The 18156-nt window shown below is 30.5% G+C and carries 18 protein-coding genes; 5 read left to right on the plus strand and 13 right to left on the minus strand.

Going from position 1 to position 18156, the window contains the following annotated elements; all coding sequences use genetic code 11:
- Positions 1 to 427: 427 nt before the first annotated feature.
- The 6 genes from C7U55_RS08760 to C7U55_RS08785 all read right to left on the minus strand — a co-directional run bounded on the left by C7U55_RS08760 (position 428) and on the right by C7U55_RS08785 (position 5184).
- Positions 428 to 1273 carry an aldo/keto reductase gene (locus tag C7U55_RS08760; RefSeq protein WP_106988240.1) on the minus strand — a complete coding sequence of 282 codons (846 nt, stop codon included), beginning with the start codon at positions 1271 to 1273 and terminating at the stop codon, positions 428 to 430.
- Between the two features lie 2 nt (positions 1274 to 1275).
- Positions 1276 to 2124, minus strand: a complete 849-nt coding sequence (locus tag C7U55_RS08765) for an aldo/keto reductase (RefSeq protein ID WP_106988241.1) — start codon at positions 2122 to 2124, stop codon at positions 1276 to 1278.
- Entirely contained in the window at positions 2117 to 2965 is an 849-nt protein-coding gene (locus C7U55_RS08770; protein WP_106988242.1) for an aldo/keto reductase, read from the minus strand. The genes C7U55_RS08765 and C7U55_RS08770 overlap by 8 nt, the downstream gene beginning before the upstream one ends.
- Before the next feature lie 87 nt (positions 2966 to 3052).
- Positions 3053 to 3817: an EFR1 family ferrodoxin gene (locus tag C7U55_RS08775; RefSeq protein ID WP_106988243.1), complete on the minus strand. Its 765-nt coding sequence runs from the start codon at positions 3815 to 3817 to the stop codon at positions 3053 to 3055.
- Positions 3818 to 3831: 14 nt separating this feature from the next.
- Positions 3832 to 4680 carry an aldo/keto reductase gene (locus tag C7U55_RS08780; RefSeq protein WP_106988244.1) on the minus strand — a complete coding sequence of 283 codons (849 nt, stop codon included), beginning with the start codon at positions 4678 to 4680 and terminating at the stop codon, positions 3832 to 3834.
- 84 nt (positions 4681 to 4764) lie between these two features.
- Positions 4765 to 5184 carry a flavodoxin family protein gene (locus C7U55_RS08785; protein WP_239985186.1) on the minus strand — a complete coding sequence of 140 codons (420 nt, stop codon included), beginning with the start codon at positions 5182 to 5184 and terminating at the stop codon, positions 4765 to 4767.
- 62 nt (positions 5185 to 5246) lie between these two features.
- Between C7U55_RS08785 and C7U55_RS08790 the strand changes: the two genes are divergently transcribed.
- Positions 5247 to 6119, plus strand: coding sequence for a LysR family transcriptional regulator (locus tag C7U55_RS08790; protein WP_106988245.1), 873 nt, complete (start codon positions 5247 to 5249; stop codon positions 6117 to 6119).
- A 5-nt stretch (positions 6120 to 6124) separates the two neighbouring features.
- Here C7U55_RS08790 and C7U55_RS08795 read toward each other — a convergent pair whose 3' ends face one another.
- From C7U55_RS08795 to C7U55_RS08810, 4 genes are all read right to left on the minus strand, one after another.
- Positions 6125 to 7111, minus strand: coding sequence for a helix-turn-helix transcriptional regulator (locus C7U55_RS08795; RefSeq protein WP_227213131.1), 987 nt, complete (start codon positions 7109 to 7111; stop codon positions 6125 to 6127).
- Between the two features lie 9 nt (positions 7112 to 7120).
- Positions 7121 to 7753: a hypothetical protein gene (locus tag C7U55_RS08800; protein WP_106988247.1), complete on the minus strand. Its 633-nt coding sequence runs from the start codon at positions 7751 to 7753 to the stop codon at positions 7121 to 7123.
- Positions 7754 to 7843: 90 nt separating this feature from the next.
- On the minus strand, positions 7844 to 9013 hold the full coding sequence (locus C7U55_RS08805; RefSeq protein ID WP_106988248.1) for an aminotransferase class I/II-fold pyridoxal phosphate-dependent enzyme: 1170 nt from the start codon (positions 9011 to 9013) through the stop codon (positions 7844 to 7846).
- Positions 9013 to 9504 (minus strand): Lrp/AsnC family transcriptional regulator, encoded by a 492-nt coding sequence (locus C7U55_RS08810; RefSeq protein ID WP_106988249.1) that lies wholly within the window; start codon positions 9502 to 9504, stop codon positions 9013 to 9015. The genes C7U55_RS08805 and C7U55_RS08810 overlap by 1 nt, the downstream gene beginning before the upstream one ends.
- A 136-nt stretch (positions 9505 to 9640) precedes the next feature.
- Here C7U55_RS08810 and nagA point away from each other — a divergent pair, with 136 nt between their 5' ends.
- The 4 genes from nagA to C7U55_RS08830 all read left to right on the plus strand — a co-directional run bounded on the left by nagA (position 9641) and on the right by C7U55_RS08830 (position 13352).
- On the plus strand, positions 9641 to 10780 hold the full coding sequence (gene nagA / locus C7U55_RS08815; protein ID WP_106988250.1) for an N-acetylglucosamine-6-phosphate deacetylase: 1140 nt from the start codon (positions 9641 to 9643) through the stop codon (positions 10778 to 10780).
- Positions 10781 to 10874: 94 nt separating this feature from the next.
- The gene (locus C7U55_RS08820) at positions 10875 to 11897 is read left to right on the plus strand and encodes a lactonase family protein (protein WP_106988251.1); all 1023 of its coding nucleotides are present in this window, start codon (positions 10875 to 10877) and stop codon (positions 11895 to 11897) included.
- A gap of 13 nt (positions 11898 to 11910) precedes the next feature.
- Entirely contained in the window at positions 11911 to 12585 is a 675-nt protein-coding gene (locus tag C7U55_RS08825) for an AIM24 family protein (protein WP_106988252.1), read from the plus strand.
- Complete coding sequence (locus C7U55_RS08830) at positions 12585 to 13352, plus strand: HAD family hydrolase (protein WP_106988253.1); 768 nt, start codon at positions 12585 to 12587, stop codon at positions 13350 to 13352. The genes C7U55_RS08825 and C7U55_RS08830 overlap by 1 nt, the downstream gene beginning before the upstream one ends.
- Here the strand turns inward: C7U55_RS08830 and C7U55_RS08835 are convergent.
- The 3 genes from C7U55_RS08835 to C7U55_RS08845 all read right to left on the minus strand — a co-directional run bounded on the left by C7U55_RS08835 (position 13338) and on the right by C7U55_RS08845 (position 17931).
- Positions 13338 to 13544, minus strand: a complete 207-nt coding sequence (locus C7U55_RS08835) for a hypothetical protein (RefSeq protein ID WP_106988254.1) — start codon at positions 13542 to 13544, stop codon at positions 13338 to 13340. The genes C7U55_RS08830 and C7U55_RS08835 overlap by 15 nt on opposite strands.
- A gap of 117 nt (positions 13545 to 13661) precedes the next feature.
- On the minus strand, positions 13662 to 16859 hold the full coding sequence (gene carB / locus C7U55_RS08840; protein WP_106988255.1) for a carbamoyl-phosphate synthase large subunit: 3198 nt from the start codon (positions 16857 to 16859) through the stop codon (positions 13662 to 13664).
- Position 16860: 1 nt separating this feature from the next.
- Entirely contained in the window at positions 16861 to 17931 is a 1071-nt protein-coding gene (locus tag C7U55_RS08845) for a carbamoyl phosphate synthase small subunit (RefSeq protein ID WP_106988256.1), read from the minus strand.
- Between the last annotated feature and the right edge of the window lie 225 nt (positions 17932 to 18156).

Genomic DNA, 18156 nt, shown 5'->3' on the forward strand with positions numbered 1-18156 from the left:
GCATACCGAAAACAAGGCATAGAATAGATGGGCGTAGGAATCCACCAGTAGCAAAAGGAAAAGCTGGATTTGTGACCACTAATCACTGAATCCAGCCCCTGTAGTATAGGGAATTCCTTTTCCATCGTTACAATAATGATAGGATAATATGAGATAAAAAACAACTGAAAAATTTAAAAAAATGATAAATTTTATTAGGTGCCTTTTGCGCTTTTTTTCATGTACAATTTTAATAAGATAAGCATAATAATAAAGGCACAAACTTAAGAAATAAAATCTTTCTTAAGTTCATGCCATTGTGAGAACTACGTCCCACTATTTTCTTACATATTTTAAATATAAACCTAATTTCATTAAGAAATCACTTTGTTTTATTTATATAGAGCTAACAACTTACACTATCACGCATGCTATAAACTTTTCTCCACTAGCGTTTTAAGCCACAAATCATTTCTACAGTTGCTGGATCATAGTGAGAGAAAAATGAACTTGTATCTTTATTAAGTGAAGCAATTGTTTGCATATCTTCTTCACTTAATTCAAAATCAAAGATATTTAAGTTTTCTTGCATTCTTTCTTTTCTGACTGTTTTAGCTAAAGGAACAATTCCTCTTTGTACAAGCCATCTTAAAATAACTTGTCCAACTGATTTATTGTATTTGTTTCCAATTTCTACAAGTGTTTCATTTGTAAAAATACCATTTTTACCTTCCGCAAATGGTGCCCATGCTTCTAATTGAACACCATATTTTGTATTGTAAATTAAAGCTGTATCTTGTTGATGGAAAGGATTCACTTCTACTTGGTTAACAGCTGGTACAACTTCTGTATCTAAAGCTAAGTCTACTAAACGATCTGGATAGAAGTTAGATACACCAATAGCTTTAATTTTTCCTTCTTTATACAAATCAATTAAAGCACGATAAGCTCCATGATAATCTTTAAATGGTTGATGTAATAAAACTAAATCAAAATAATCTAATTGCATTTTCTTTAATGATTCTTCAACGGAAGCTTTTGCCTTTTCATAACCATAATTAGAAATCCATACTTTAGTAGTAATAAATAATTCTTCTCTTGGTACATTTGTTTCTTGAATTGCTTTACCAACAGCTTCTTCATTTCCATAAGATTGTGCAGTATCAATTAAACGATATCCTGCATCAATCGCATCTAAAACAACTCTTTTACATTCTTCTTCATCTTTAACTTGGAAAACACCAAAACCAACAACTGGCATTTTCACTCCATTATTTAATGTTTTGTATTCCATAATTATTCTCCTTCTTCAAAATTACATTTTGTTGTGGCAAGTCTTTGTAAAGATTCTTTAGTCACTTTATAAAATGGTATATGTTTATTCACTTTTTCAATTTCTTTCATTTCTTCATCTGTTAGTTTAAAATCAAAAATTTGTGCATTCGCTTCAATATGATCTAATGATTTACTTCCCGGAACAAGACCAAATCCCATTTGGAGATGCCATCTTAAAATAATTTGTACAGTTGATTTATGATATTTCTTTGCAAGCTCTACAAAGATTGCCTCTTTTAACATATCACTATTTCCATGTCCTAGAGGATACCATGATTGAAGTTGTATATGATTTTTTTTACAAAAATCATATACATGTTCTGCTGGATAATAAGGATGACATTCTACTTGCATAATCATTGGTGCTATTTCACATTGATCAATGATTTCTTGAATTTGTGCAACTTGGAAATTAGAAAGTCCTATCGCTTTGATTTTTCCTTCTTTATACGCTTTTTCTAACATTTTATAAGCATAAATATAATTATTAACGGGATGATGTAAAATCATAACATCGATATAGTCTACGCCTAATCTTTTTAAAGTATTACCGATTGCTTGATCATTTTCATAAAGTGTAGGTCCTAACTTTGTTTCTAAATAATAATCTTCTCTTTTTAATCCCGATTGTTTTAAACCTTTTCCTACTTCAACTTCATTTCCATAACGATTGGCAGTATCAATAAGTTGATAGCCATGGTTTAAGGCAAAAGCTACATTGTCTTCAATTTGTTTACCAAATTGTTGAATGGTACCAAATCCAAGTTGAGGGATTTGGTAGCCATTGTTTAAAGTAATAAAATTAGTCATGAATTTTTAATCCCATTAAACGTGTTTCGTTGGCAGGATCTTCAGGATTATGAGATGGTTTGTTTGTATCTAAGGCTTGCATTTCTTTCATTTCTTCATCTGTTAATTCAAAGTCAAAGATATCAATGTTTCCTTTCATTCTTTCTTCATTTGTAGATTTAGGTAAAGAAATAACTCCTTCTTGATAAATCCATCTTAAGATAATTTGACCGGCATTTTTGTTATATTTTTTAGCTAATGAAACAATTGTTTCATTTTCTAATAAATCTTTATTTCCATGTCCTAATGGATACCATGCTTCTAATCGAATATCATTTTCAGCCATCACTTTTCTTAATTCTTTTTGTTGAACAAATGGGTTAAATTCTACTTGGTTGACCGCTGGCATTACCGTCATACCATCTTTAAATTTATTCCATAAGTTCACAGTAATATTAGAAATACCAATAGATTTGATTTTACCTGCTTGATACGCTTCTTCTAAAGCTTTCCAAGCTCCTAAATAATCACCATAAGGTTGATGTAATAAATAAAGATCAATATAATCTACTCCTAATAATTTCATAGAAGTTTCAATACCTTTTTTGGCATTTTCATAACCATAATCTTGTAACCATAATTTAGAAGTAATAAAGATTTCTGAACGATCAATACCACTATCTTTAATTGCTTTTCCTACATCACTTTCATTGCAGTAACCAGCAGCTGTATCAATATGACGATATCCTGCTTTTAAAGCAGTTAAAGTTGCATCATAAGTAGGTCCATCATTAGGAATCATGAAGACTCCAAATCCTACTGCAGGGATTGTTTGTTTATTATTTAATTCAAATGTTTTCATTATTATCTCCTCCAATTTCTATCTTTATTTTAGTTTTAAATTCTATAAATGTACAATATCAATAGTGCATGTTAGTATAACTGGAAGTTATACTTGTTGGTTTGCTTCAATAATATCTTTTAGACTTACTTTTTCATGTCTATAACGAGCATTAGGATTGGCGTCTTTCAATTTTGTGATGATGGCCTTTGATGGACAGTTTTGTGCACATGCTAAGCAAAATTCACAAGTATTTTGTTTTCTTTTAGCCTTTTTATCTTCAACATAAAATAGACCTCTTGGACACACCTTTGTACAAATACCACAGCCAACACATTTATCAGTTACCATAATTTGTTCACCATTAATGAGTTCTGGATTTTTCACAAAGATTTCTTTGGCAGAAGCATGGAAATCTCTTCCTGCCTGTGTTGCTTTAGGAATTTCTTCTTTTTTATTTTGGATATCTTGAAGTGTTTGTTGAATTTGTTGTTCAACATTTTTATCCATTGTCCTTTGTTCATTCATATCAAAGGATGGTAAGTAATTATCTACCATTAAAATAGAATGAATATAATTTACGTGTCTTCCTTTTTCTTCTAATAAACGTGCTATACATTCAGGAGCATCTGTGACATCTTTTCCATAAGTTAAAATCAAATAGAAATAATCTGTTTCAAATGTTGCCTTTTCTAAAAACTCTAAAACAATTTGTGGTGCTTCTCCGGCATAAACAGGATAAACAATTCCAATTTTTTCATCTTTAAAATTTAAGTTTTCTTGATGTAAGACTTGAGGAATACTGATGGGCGTTTCTTCAATTTGTCTAGCCACATACAAACTATTCCCTGTACCTGTAAAGTAAAATAACATATTCCTTTCTCCTTTTAATCATGTATTTTATATTTATTAAGCCATTTTGCGGTCATATAATTTTGATGATCAATAATTTCACTATAACCTAAATCAAGCTGTTCTATTTGTTTTTTATCTTCTTCATCTAACTGAAAATCAAAAATATCTATATTTTCTTGCATACGATCTAAATGTGTGGTTTTAGGAATGGCAATAATGTGATTTTCTAGATGCCATCTTAGAATAATTTGTGAAACTGATTTTTGATGTTTTTTCGCAATATCTAATAACATTGGATGATGAAAGATATCGCGTTGTCCTTCATTTAAAGGGCCCCATGCTTCTAACAGACAATCACATTGTTTTAAAACACATTTTTGATTTTTTTGTTGATAGAAGGGATGAAACTCAAGTTGATTGATCATAGGGTGTATCAAACTATTCATATAAAGATCCATGAATCTTTCTGGTGAAAAGTTACAAACACCAATTGCTTTGATTTTGCCTTGTTGATAAAGTTCTTCCATAGCTTTCCATGAGCCATAATAATCACCATAAGGTTGATGAATTAAATAAAGATCTAAATAATCAACTCCTAAGTTTTCTAATGATTGATGAAATGCCTGTAACGTATTTTCATAACCGGCATCTTGAACCCATACCTTTGTTGTCAAATAGATTTCTTCTCTTTTAAGTTTTGATTCTTTAATGGCTTCCCCTATTTCTTTTTCATTTTGATAAGAAGCGGCTGTATCAATCAAACGATAACCTGCTTCAAAGGCTTTTAAAACACATTCTTTTGTTTGTTTAGGAGGTATATGTAAAGTACCGTATCCTAACATCGGTAGTTGATAACCATTAGCCAAAGTTATATATTCCATATTTTGTTCCTCCATACATCTTTATTGTAGATTTCAAAGAAACAAAAGTACAATATCAATAAAGCATCTTACTATAACTGTCAGTTATACAAAAAAGCTATCCAAAGATAGTTTTTTACCAAATATTGCCATAAAATTCCAACCTTCATCATTTTTATCAAAGGACGTATTATATAGAAAAACAACTAAGGTCGCATTGGCAGAGACATAATAATCAGGTGTTCCAACGACAAGTCCATCTGCCTCTTCAAACTTTTGATCATCAATCGCATTGACACAATCATCAAAGATACAATGACCTAATCTTGCTTTACATGACATACAGGCAATACATCCACGAATATCCTTATTTCCAACATACTCAATTTCACTTTCAATATCTTCTTGATCAAAGATTTTAACCATTTCATCGAGGGCAATCTTTGTATTTTTTCTTGGACGAGGGCTTCCACTAATTATTAATATTTTTATTTTAATATATGCATTAAAAAAGCACATTATCATTCAATTGTCTCACTATAACTCAAAGTCATAGTGTGTTATAATAACGAAAAGGACGTGAAACTATGATTGAATTTAACCAACTTGAACATCTTGTATCCATTGCGAAAAATAAAACCATTTCAAAAGCTGCTGAAGAATTGTTGATTTCTCAACCAGGACTTACAAGATCTATGCAAAGATTAGAAGATGATTTAGGACTTTCTTTATTTAATCGTAAGAAAAATAAAATTGAATTGAATGAAAATGGAAAACTTGCGGTAGAATTTGCACAAAATTTACTTGATGGACGAGAAGAAATGATTAAAGAACTTACAAAACTAAGTCAAAATCATATTTCTTTTGGTTCTTGTGCACCAGCTCCTTTATGGGGTGTTGAATATGCTTTATTAAATAATACAGAATCCCAAATTGAAAGTACCCTAGTTCAAGATGAAAAGACATTAATTGAAGGTCTAGAAAAAGGAGATTATTCTTTAATCGTTTTACATCATCCTTTACAAGATAAAAAATATATTTCACAAGAATTTTTAAATGAATCTCTTTATTTATCTGTTCCCCCAGCACATCCTTTAGCACCTTTTAAAGAAATATCTTTTTCTGATTTAAACGGTCAAAGTGTTTTACTTCTTACACGTATTGGTTTTTGGAATAAAGTTTGTCAACGTATGATTCCTGAATCACATCTTTTATTTCAAGACGATCCTTCTGTTTTTAATGAACTTACCAAGATGTCCGCTTTACCTAATTTTAGAAGTGATATTACAATTCAAATAGAAGAAGCAGAAGATAATCGTATTTTAATTCCAATTACCGATAATGAAGCACATGTCAGTTATTATGCGATTTATCCAAAAGACAAAAGAAATTTATTTAAATCTATCATTAAACAAATCAAAGATATTGATTGGAAAAAGACAAAAGAGCTATCTAAATGATAGCTCTACTTATATTGTATAAACATTTTTTCAATTCTTTTTTTCATTTTCTCTTGTAAAGAATAAGGTTTAATAACTTTTACATGATCTTGCAACATCATGAGCCAACCAATCAAACCATCAGAAATAAGAACATCTTCTATAGTAAGATGATAGCGATTTTCAAAGTCTTTTTTAACAGGATGATCTTGTCCAAATTGATCAATGACTTCTCTTAAAACCACTTCATCAAAACTAATTTCAAGTGTATCCTTTTGTCCTGAAACATACATATTTATATGATCAACTTCTTGTTCTAAATCAAATTGTTCCCCTTCTTCAAAAGGGCTTTTATGATTTCTTACAAGACGCATACGATCAAGACGATAAATAGAGAGTTTATCAGGACGTTGGTTAAAATAACCTAAAACATAGTATTTAGAATCTCTTTGAATCAATTTATAAGGAGAAATAATATAGAATTCATTATTTTCTTTATGATTTCCATGATTATGCGCAATTTCTACAAACTTATTTCTTTTAATTTCATAACTTACATATTTAAAATAAATATTTTTCTTTTCATGAATTGCTTTAATGACGGTTGTCATATTTAAAAGCAGATCATAATTTCTTGGTTGATTTTTTCTTGGTTGATTTTGAATACGTGAAAGTTGTTTGCTTGAACTTAAAGTTTGTAATTTTGTGAGTAAAGCATTCACTTCATCTTCATTTAAATCATTATTGAAAAGCACACTGTCCCATAGATATTGAAATTGTCCATCATTGAAAAATTCTTCATCAATACTATAACCTTTACGATGTTTAGTTTTAATGATTTCTTTTTGATAAACATATTTTGATAATTCATTAATATTTCTAATAGCTTGATAAACTGTTTTAACATCAACTTTAATTTGATATTTTTCTTCAAGTTGCCCTTTTATTTCAATAGCAGGTATATAATCTAATGATTCTTTAATAATAAGATATGTGTAATAGAGTCTGTCCATAATTTTCTCCTATCTTGCATAGTTAAGTGAATATGTCTTGTCTTTATGATACAACATTTCATAACGATATGGTGAATAATTATAAAGAGATTTTTCAAAGCGTTTAAATGATTCATCTATTGTAACAAATGGTAAGTGTAGATAAGCTTGTTTGTATTGTTTTTCCAATAGAAGAATAAGACTTGCATAGTAATGTGTTTGTTCATCACTTAACATTTTATAATTTGTCATTCCTAAAATCACTTTATTTAATTGATTCATTTTAAAAGTAAGTAAATGTCTTAATAAACAATAGGTTTCTAAATTAAAACTACTTTTATCTAAAATATAATAAAATAAATTATATTTATATTCGACCAAAGGACGAAAATGTTGATGAATAAGAATATTCATCATAATAAGATGATATTCCATTTCATTATAAGATAAACTACAATCAATATATCTTTTAATTGTTGTAAACAACCATAATTGAAGATCTTTTCTTTTATTCAATTTTCTTTTTAACTGAGAAACATCTAAACATTTATTCATTAAATCATAAATATCTTGTTGATAAACACCTTCACTATGAATTAATAAATATGTTTTTACCTCCATAATAGATGCATCTGTCATTTGTTCATAACTTCTTGCAAACATCTTAATCATCCCCTTTTCTTTATCTTTATTATAGGGAATTATTATTTTTTATGATGAATTTGTATCTATTTTAAAGCCAAAAAAAAGGAGTTATTTAACTCCCTTTTTTTCTAAGAATTTTCTAATTTTTTGTGTTGCCGCTTTAAGTTCTTCTAAACTATAGGCATAAGAAACACGAATATAACCTTCTCCAGCTTCACCAAAAGCACTTCCTGGAACGCAAGCTACTAACTGATCATTTAATAGTTCTTCACAGAATTGTTCCGATGTTAAACCTGTTGATTTGATGCATGGGAAAACATAGAAAGCCCCTTGTGGTGTAAATGTTTTAAGTCCCATTTCATTAAATGTTTTGACTAAGAAATTTCTTCTTGCAAGATAAGCTTGTCGCATTTTTTCAATTTCTTCGTCACAATGTCTCATTGCTTCAATGGCACCATATTGAGCACATGTTGGTGCTGACATAATGACATATTGATGAATCTTTTTCATCATTTTAACAAGATATTCATTAGCAAGAACATAACCTAAACGCCATCCTGTCATCGCATAAGCTTTTGAAAAACCACTCACTAAAATAACTTGATCTTTGATTTCATCAAAAGATGCAATTGAACAGAATTTATGTTCATAAGAAAGTTCTGCATAGATTTCATCAGTTATGATCATAATTCCTGATTCTTTAAAGATAGGCACCAATTTTTCATAGTCTTCTTTTGTCATAAATCCACCTGTTGGATTACTTGGATAATTTAAAAGAATGGCCTTTGTTTTTTCATTGATAGCTTCTTTTAAAAGTTCAGGTGTTAATTTAAATTCATTTTCTTCAGTTAAAATAATGTTTCTTACTACTCCACCAGCAAGTGCAACACCTGGTGTATAAGCAACATAACTTGGTTGTAATAAAATGACTTCATCACCTGGATTAATAATTGTTCTAAAGGCTAAATCGATTCCTTCAGATCCCCCAACAGTGACAATACATTGTTCTGGTTTATAATCTAAATCAAATCTTCTTTTTTGATATTTACAAATTTCTTTTCTTAATTCTAATAATCCTTGATTTGCAGTATAGAATGTTTTTCCTTTTTCAATTGAATAGATTGCAGCTTCTCTAATTGTCCAAGGGGTTGCAAAATCAGGTTCCCCTACCCCTAAAGAAATAACACCTTCCATTTGATTGGCAAGATCAAAGAATTTACGAATTCCACTTGGTGGAATATCCTTTACAATAGGATTTACAATTTTTTCAAAATCCATTATGGAGTTACCAATAATCTTTCTGCTGCATCTTTATTATCATCCTCAACAAGTTTACCCATGTTTTTATATTGTTTTAAAACATACATTGTGGCAGTTCTTTCAATACCTTCAATGACCGCTAAACGACTATTTACAAATTTAGCAACCTCAACCATTGTTTTTCCTTTAACAATTAATAAAAACTCATAATTTCCCGCTAATAAATACATTGTATCTACTTCTGGAAAATTATAGATTTTTTTTGCAATACGATCATATCCATAATCTCTTTCAGGTTTCGCATTAACTTGAATCACAGCTGTACACACATCGTGATTTGTTTTATCCCAATTGATCAAAGTATGATAACCATAGATTTTTTTATTTTTTTCTAAATCTTTAATTGTCTTATCAACATTTTCTTCTGTTTCGTTTAAGGCGGCCGCAAGATCAACGACTTCCATTTTCGCGTTGTTTTCAATTAATGATAAAAGTAAATTTTCATCCATATCCTCTTCCTCCTTATTATGACTCTAATTATATACTAATTTAGAGGTAAGGTAAATTGAATTTTTATTAGAAATAAGAGGAATTGTTGCTTGTCTAGATAAGCAAAGTATTCTATAATAAAGATGAGGTGAAATTATGATTATACAAAGTAAAAAAGTCTGGATTGCGGATCAATTCACGCCAGCACAATTAGAATTAGAAGATGGAATTATTAAAGAAATATATCCTTACAATGAAAAAGAAGTTACGAAAGATTATGGAAATTTAAGAATTCTTCCTGGCTTTATTGATATTCATTGCCATGGAGCTTATGGTTTTGATACAAATGATGCTAATCCTGAAGGATTAAGAAAATGGGCAAAAGGAATCGTTGATGAAGGAGTTACTTCTTTCCTTGCGACAACTCTTACTCAAAGTGAAGAAGTTCTTACAAACGCGGTAAGTAATGTCGCAAAAGTCGTAGAAGAAGGTTATGAAGGTGCAGAAATCTTAGGTATTCATTTTGAAGGTCCTTATTTAAATAAAGCACATAAAGGAGCTCAACCTGAAGAATATTGTGTAAAACCTAATATTGAACAATTTAAAAGATATCAAAAAGCTGCTCATGGTTTAATCAAATATATTACTATGGCTGTTGAAAATGATGAAGATTTTACTCTTACAAAATATTGTAGTCAGAATAATGTAGTTGTAAGTATTGGACATTCTAATGCTACTTATGAACAAGCTGTTCAAGCTTATGCCCATGGAGCAAGAAGTATGACTCATGTTTATAATGCAATGACACCATTTACGCATCGTGCAAATGGTCTTGTTGGGGGTGCTTTACGTATTAGAAATATGTATGGAGAAATTATTTGTGATGGAAATCATTCTACTCTTGCCGCTTTAAATAATTTCTTTACTTCAAAAGGTCCTGATTACAGTGTTATGATTACAGATTCCTTAATGTGCAAAGGATTCCCTGTAGGTACTAAATTTGATTTTGGTGGACAAGAAGTTGTTATTTATCCAGATGGAAGTGCTCATTTAGTAGAAGCAGGTAACTTAGCTGGTTCTACTTTAAATGTAAACAAAGGATTAAAAATCATAATTGAAGATGCTTTAGTTCCTGTTAATTACGCGATCAATGCATGTACATCAAACCCAGCAAGATGTTTACATGTTGATGATCGTAAAGGAACAATTGGCGTTGGTTATGATGCTGATCTTGTTGTTTTAGATAGAGATTATGAAGTTGTTCAAACTTATTGTAAAGGCATTGGGCAAAAATAATATTTTGAGATGCTTCATGCATCTCTTTTTTTCTTATATAGAAAGCTTTTTATAGTTATTTTATGGTACAATTATTTCAAAAGGAGGCGATTTTGTGTATCGTTTTTACGTATCAAGTTACGCTAAAGGAAAAGAAAAAGGTCTTTATGTATGTACTCTAGATGAAACTAAAAATGAACTTCATTTAAATAAACATATTCCTACCGAAGATTTTCCTTCATATGTTATTAAAAAAGATGATTATCTTTATGTATCTTTAAAAGATGCACGTGTTGGTGAAGGAGGAGGTGTCGCAAGTTATCATATTGAAGAAGATGATTTAAAACAACTTTCTTTTTATAATTCCCATGGTCGTTCTTATACTCATTTATGTTTAAGTCCTGATCAAAAATATTTATTTACTGCAAATTATCACGTTGGAGCAACAGCTACTTTCCCTTTAAAGGATCATAAAATTGGAGATAAACTTTCAGTTGTTCACCATCATGGTTCAGGAATTGATTTACTTAAAAGACAAACAAGTCCTCATGCGCATTATGTAGGAATTACCCCAGATCAAAAATATCTTTATAGTGTTGATTTAGGTGCGGATAAAATTGTCATGTATGATTTCAAAGATGGAAAGTTAGAAGAAACCTCTTTAAGTCAAGCTGTAAATCCAGGTAGTGGACCTCGTCATATGATTTTTTCTCATGATGGAAAATACTGTTATCTCGTTAATGAAATTGGTAACAGTATTATGGTTTACCAATATCATGATGGACACTTTACTTTGGTTCAAGTTATTCATTGTGTACCTCGCCATTTCCATGGCTTTTCAAGTGCTGCTGCTATTCATATGACATCAAGTGGTAAACATATTATCGTTTCCAATCGTGGACATGATAGTATTGTCCTTTATCGTGTTAATCAAGAAACAGGAAAAATCACTTTACTTTATATGGTGCATACTGGAAAAGGACCTCGTGATTTTAATATTATTGATGATCGTTATATTGTCGTTGCTAGTCAAGAAAACGATTGTTTAGAGCTTTATACATTTAATGAAGAAAAAGAAGAAATTAAGCCTACAGGAAATACCTTAGATATTATTCAACCTGTTTGTGTGGCTTTATAAAAGGAGAAAAATTATGAAATACGAAATTGTTGGAGATACTCTCCCTGTTGTTATTTGTCATTTAAATAAAGGTGAAAAAATGATTAGTGATAGTGGTGCTATGTCTTGGATGGATCCATGTATGAAAATGGAAACAAATGGTGGTGGTGCTGGTAAAATCATCGGTAGAATATTTTCTGGTGAAACTTTATTTAGAAATAGTTATACGGCAAATAAAGATGGCTTGATTGCCTTTGCCTCAAGTTTCCCTGGAAAAATTGTCGCTATTGATGTAGAACCTGGAAAAGAAGTCATCATTCAAAAATCTGCTTTTCTAGCTAGTGAAGAAAATGTAGAAACATCGGTTTTCTTTAATAAAAAATTTTCTTCTGGTATATTTGGTGGTGAAGGTTTTATTTTAACAAAGATTTCAGGACACGGAACATGTTTTATTGAAATTGATGGAAGTACCGTAGAATATAATTTACTACCAGGTCAACAAATGGTTATTGATACCGGTTATCTTGCAATAATGGATGCCACTTGTAAAATGGATATCCAATCAGTTCCTGGTTTAAAAAATAAATTTTTAGGAGGAGAGGGATTATTTAATACAGTGGTTACTGGTCCTGGAAGAATTGTGGTTCAAACAATGCCTATTTCAGCAGTCGCAAATTCACTTGCAAGATTTTTCCCTCAGGGTAAATAATGAAGAAATTGTTTTGTTTTGATATTGATGGTACTTTAAGAACAACCACAGATCATCAAGTACCAGAAAGTACCATCAAAGCTTTAAATTTATTAAGAGAAAAAGGTCATCTTTTATTAGTATCTACAGGAAGAAGTGTTGATTCTTTAAAGAATACTCACATTTATGATACTTTTGCCTTTGATGGGTATGTATGTAATAGTGGACAAGCTTTATTAGATAAAGATTTAAAACTTATTCACAAAGAAAGTTTATCTAAGGATGTTGTTTTAAAAGCTTTAGAGGCTTCTAAAAAACACAACATTCCTTTAGCTCTTAAATGTACCCCAAGAATTATTAATATGGAACCCAATGAAGATGTCATTCGTTCATGTAATTATTTCAATAATCCAATTCCCCCTGTTGGTAGCTATACCAATCAAGAAGTAGGTGCCATGATTGCTTATGGTCCTTTAGATTATGATTATCAAGAGTTTAAAGATATTGAAGAACTTGATGTGATGGTAGGAGAAAGTAGTTATGCGGATATTACTATTAAAGGAATTTCTAAAGCAACTGGCATTGCTTATTTTATGAAGTTATGGAATATGGAAAGTTATGTGGCTTTTGGGGATTCTTTAAATGATGTTGAAATGTTTAAACATGCTTCTTTTTCGATTTGTATGGGACAAGGGAATAATGATTTAAAAAAATTAAGTGATTTTGTGACAACTTCTATTGATGAAGATGGTATTTATTATGCATGTAAAGAATTAGGCTATATCTAAAATAGCCTTTTTTATTTCTTCTAAGTTCTTACCTAATAAAAGCAAATCAAAGAGTTCTTCATATTGTTTGGTTGATAGATTTTCTAAAAAAATTGGATCTTCGTCAGGAAAACGAACAAAGAAAAGTTTGAGAGCATTTCTTCTTGCAATTAGTTTTTTTTGTTTTTCAAAAGAAGTATTTTCTTGATTCATAAAAAACCTCCTTCTTTCATTATAGAAAAATACATTTTTTTATAAATGGACAGATAGTCCAAAATACTTCTTTAAAATTATGTCCAAAATAAAAATGGTCTTTCGACCATTTTTAAATTATCTTAATTTTGTAATATCAATTAATGATGGCACACCATGTTTACGTTTTTCAAGTGAATCAATAAGTGCTTTTGCTGTATCAAGTGACGTATAAATTGGAATACCTGCTTCTACAGCAAAACGTCTAATTAAGAAGCCATCTTTTAAGTTATCATTTCTTGTTGGAATATCGATTACTAAATCAACTGTATCCGTAAACATTAAGTCAAAGATTGTATTTGTTTTTTCACAGATACGATTGACAAAATGTACAGGTACATCATGTTCTTTTAAGAATTTATATGTTCCTTCTGTTGCATATAAGTCATAACCAAACATATAATATTGTTTAGCGATTGGTAAGAATTCTTCTTTAGAAGAATCTTTAATTGTACAAATGATATTCTTTCTCTTAGGTAATTGAATACCTGTTCCCATGAATGCTTTATAAATAGCTTCATCTAAGTTTTTAGAAATACCTAAAACTTCACCTGTTGATTTCATTTCAGGTCCTAAAGAAATTTCTGCACCTTTGATTTTTTCAAATGAGAAAACTGGCATTTTAACTGCAATTGTTTCTTTTTCTGGAACAATTCCATAAGAATATCCTTGTTCTTCAATCGTTTGTCCCATAATAGCTTTTGTTGCAATGGCAACAATTGGGATATCTGTAACTTTTGAAATATAAGGAATTGTTCTTGAAGATCTTGGGTTAACTTCAATAACATAAACTTGATCTTCATAAACAATGAATTGAATATTGATTAATCCCACAACGTGTAATGCTTTAGCAAGACGTTTTGTATAATCAACGATAACATCTTTAATTTCTTGTTTGATTTTTTGTGGTGGGTAAACAGAAATACTATCTCCCGAGTGAACTCCCGCACGTTCAACGTGTTCCATAATACCTGGAATTAAGATACCATGTCCATCACAAACTGCGTCAACTTCAACTTCTTTACCAGATAAGTATTTATCAATTAAGATTGGATGTTCTTGGTATTGTCTATTAATGATTTTCATGAACTTTTTAATATCACCATCATTTAAGGCAATTTCCATACCAGCACCACCTAATACATAAGATGGTCTTACTAAAACTGGATATCCTAATTTATTAGCAACTTCAATTGCTTCTTCTGCAGTAAAGACTGTTGAACCTCTTGGACGATCAATATGACATTTTTCAAGAATTTCATCAAATCTTTCCCTATCTTCAGCAGCATCTACATCATCGGCATCAGTTCCTAAGATTTTAACCCCCATATCTGTAAGTGCTTTGGTAAGTTTAATGGCTGTTTGTCCCCCAAATTGCACGATGGCTCCATCTGGTTTTTCAATATCAACAATGCTTTCTACATCTTCAGCAGTTAATGGTTCAAAGTATAAACGATCTGCAATATCAAAGTCAGTTGATACTGTTTCAGGGTTGTTATTAACAATAATTGTATCGTATCCTGCTGCTTTTAAGGCCCATACACAATGTACCGAACAGTAATCGAATTCAATACCTTGTCCTATACGAATTGGTCCTGATCCTAAAACCATGATTTTTTTCTTTTCTTTTTGTGGTTCTACTTCGTTCACTCCACCTTGAATTGAATAGTAATAAGGTGTTTGTGCATCAAATTCTGCCGCACATGTATCAACAACTTTATAAGCTGCAACAATATTATTATCTTTACGCATTTGATGAATTTCTTGTTCTGTTTTTCCAGTTAATTCAGCAATGACTCTATCTGGGAATTGTAATCTTTTTGCTTGTTTTAATAAATCAACTGTTAATTCTTCTGTTTTAATTCTTTCTTCCATTTCTACTAAATGTTTGATTTTATCAATGAACCAAACATCAATTTTAGTAATTTCATGGATTTCTTGTTCAGTAATTCCTTTTCTTAAGGATTCAGCTACTGCAAAGATACGTTGATCATCAACATCTTTTAATTTTTGTTTTAATTCATCATGTGTTAATTTTGTAAAGGCATCTAAATGTAAGTAGAAAACATTTTGTTCAAGAGAACGTAAAGCTTTCATTAAAGCTCCTTCAAAGTTATTACAGATTGACATAACTTCTCCAGTTGCTTTCATTTGTGTTCCTAATTTTCTTGAAGCATCAACGAATTTATCAAATGGCCATTTAGGAATTTTACATACAACATAGTCTAATGTTGGTTCATAAGAAGCGTATGTTTTACCTGTAACGGCATTTTTGATTTCATCTAAGGTATATCCTAAAGCAATTTTAGCCGCTAATTTAGCAATTGGATAACCTGTTGCTTTAGAAGCTAAAGCTGATGAACGAGAAACACGAGGGTTTACTTCGATAACACAGTATTCAAAACTATTTGGATTTAAAGCATATTGTACGTTACATCCACCTTCAATATTTAAAGCTGTAATAATATTTAAAGCTGATGAACGTAACATTTGATATTCTTTATCTGATAAAGTTTGGCTTGGTGCCACAACAATACTATCTCCTGTATGAACACCAACAGGATCTAAGTTTTCCATGTTACATACGGTAATGCAGTTTCCTACACTATCTCTCATTACTTCATACTCGATTTCTTTCCATCCAGCAATACATCTTTCAATTAAACATTGACTTACTCTTGATAGACGTAAACCATTTGAACAAATATCATGAAGTTCTTTTTCATTATTTGCGATACCTCCACCAGTACCACCTAAAGTATAAGCAGGTCTTACAACAACTGGATAACCAATTTTTCCTGCAAATTCTAAAGCATCATTAACATGGTTAACAACGATTGATGCAGCACATGGTTCGTTAATTCTTTCCATTAAGTTTTTAAATTCTAAACGATCTTCTGCAAGTTTGATGGTATCTGTATTTGTCCCAATTGTACGAACATTGTGTTCTTCTAAGAATCCTTCATCCGCTAAAGCCATAGCGATGTTTAGTGCATTTTGTCCACCTAATGTTGGTAAAATACTATCTGGTTTTTCTTCCATGATTAATTTTTTAACAACAGGTACAGTTAATGGTTCGATATAAACTTTATCTGCGATATCAGCATCTGTCATGATAGTTGCTGGGTTTGAGTTAATTAAAACAACTTCTACCCCTTCTTCTTTTAAAGCACGACATGCTTGTGTTCCAGCATAATCGAATTCTGCTGCTTGACCAATGATGATAGGTCCTGAACCGATAACTAATACTTTTTTTATACTTAAATCTCTTGCCATCTTATTTACCCTCCATCATTTTTTCAAATTCATCAAATAAAGCATCTGTATCTAATGGACCAGCACATGCTTCTGGATGAAATTGTACTGTTTTAATATTTTTACCAGTATATTCAACACCTTCGATTGTTTGGTCATTTACATTAATAAACCAAGGCTTTGCGATATTTCGATCAATAGAATCATCACAAATTACATAGTTATGATTTTGTGTAGAAATATAAACACGCCCTGTATTTAAATCTTTAACAGGATGATTTGCACCATGGTGTCCATATTTTAATTTTTCAGTTTTAAATCCATGAGCTAAAGCCATCAATTGATGCCCTAAACAGATTGCAAAGATTGGTAAACCACTTTCAGATAGTTTTTTAACTTCTTTAATGATTTCAACATTTTCGCTTGGATCTCCAGGACCATTTGATAACATCACTCCATCATAGTTTCCTTCAATGATTGTACTTGCAGGAGTAGATGCTGGATAAACTGTGACTTCTATATTTCTATTTGCAAGTGATTTAGCAATATTTTTCTTAGCGCCAAAGTCTAATAAAGCAACTTTTCGATCTCCTGTTCCTACTTTATATGGTTTGTCACATGTTGTTTTTTCAACGACACCTGTTACCTTAAAGTTATGTATTTTTCCCATGACTTCACTTAAATCATCATATTTTGTTGTTGTAATCATTCCATTCATACAACCTTTATTTCTAATAATTTTAGTTAAATGTCTTGTATCAATTCCTTGAATACAAGGAATATCATGTTCAATTAAATAATCTTTTAAATCAACATTTTTTCTAAAGTTACTTCCAAGTCTTGCAAGTTCATTTACAACAAATCCTTCAACATAAGGTTTTGTAGATTCTTGATCTTCTAAACATACTCCATAGTTTCCAATCAATGGATATGTCATAACAACTGATTGTCCTGCATAGGAAGGATCTGTCAGTACTTCTACATATCCTGTCATCGAAGTATTAAATACAAATTCACTGACAACTTCTTTGTCAGCTCCTACGCTTTCACCTTCAAATACGTTTCCATCTTCTAAGATTAAATAGGCTTTCATATATTGTCCTCCTTTTTTTGTTATAAAAAAACATATCAATTAAAAATGATATGTTAGAAACAATGAGAATATAAAAATGAGGTACTCGTATTCAATTGTAAGCAATCATATTTGACACTTTGTTGTAACATAGCCCTCATCCCCTTTTGTTCTTGAATAGTATAGTAGATTTGATAACATTTTTCAACACTAATTTATAATTTTTTATTATTATGTAATTTTATT

Origin of the sequence: Faecalibacillus faecis (assembly GCF_003024675.1) — a bacterium.
Taxonomy (GTDB): Bacteria; Bacillota_I; Bacilli_A; order Erysipelotrichales; family Coprobacillaceae; genus Faecalibacillus; species Faecalibacillus faecis.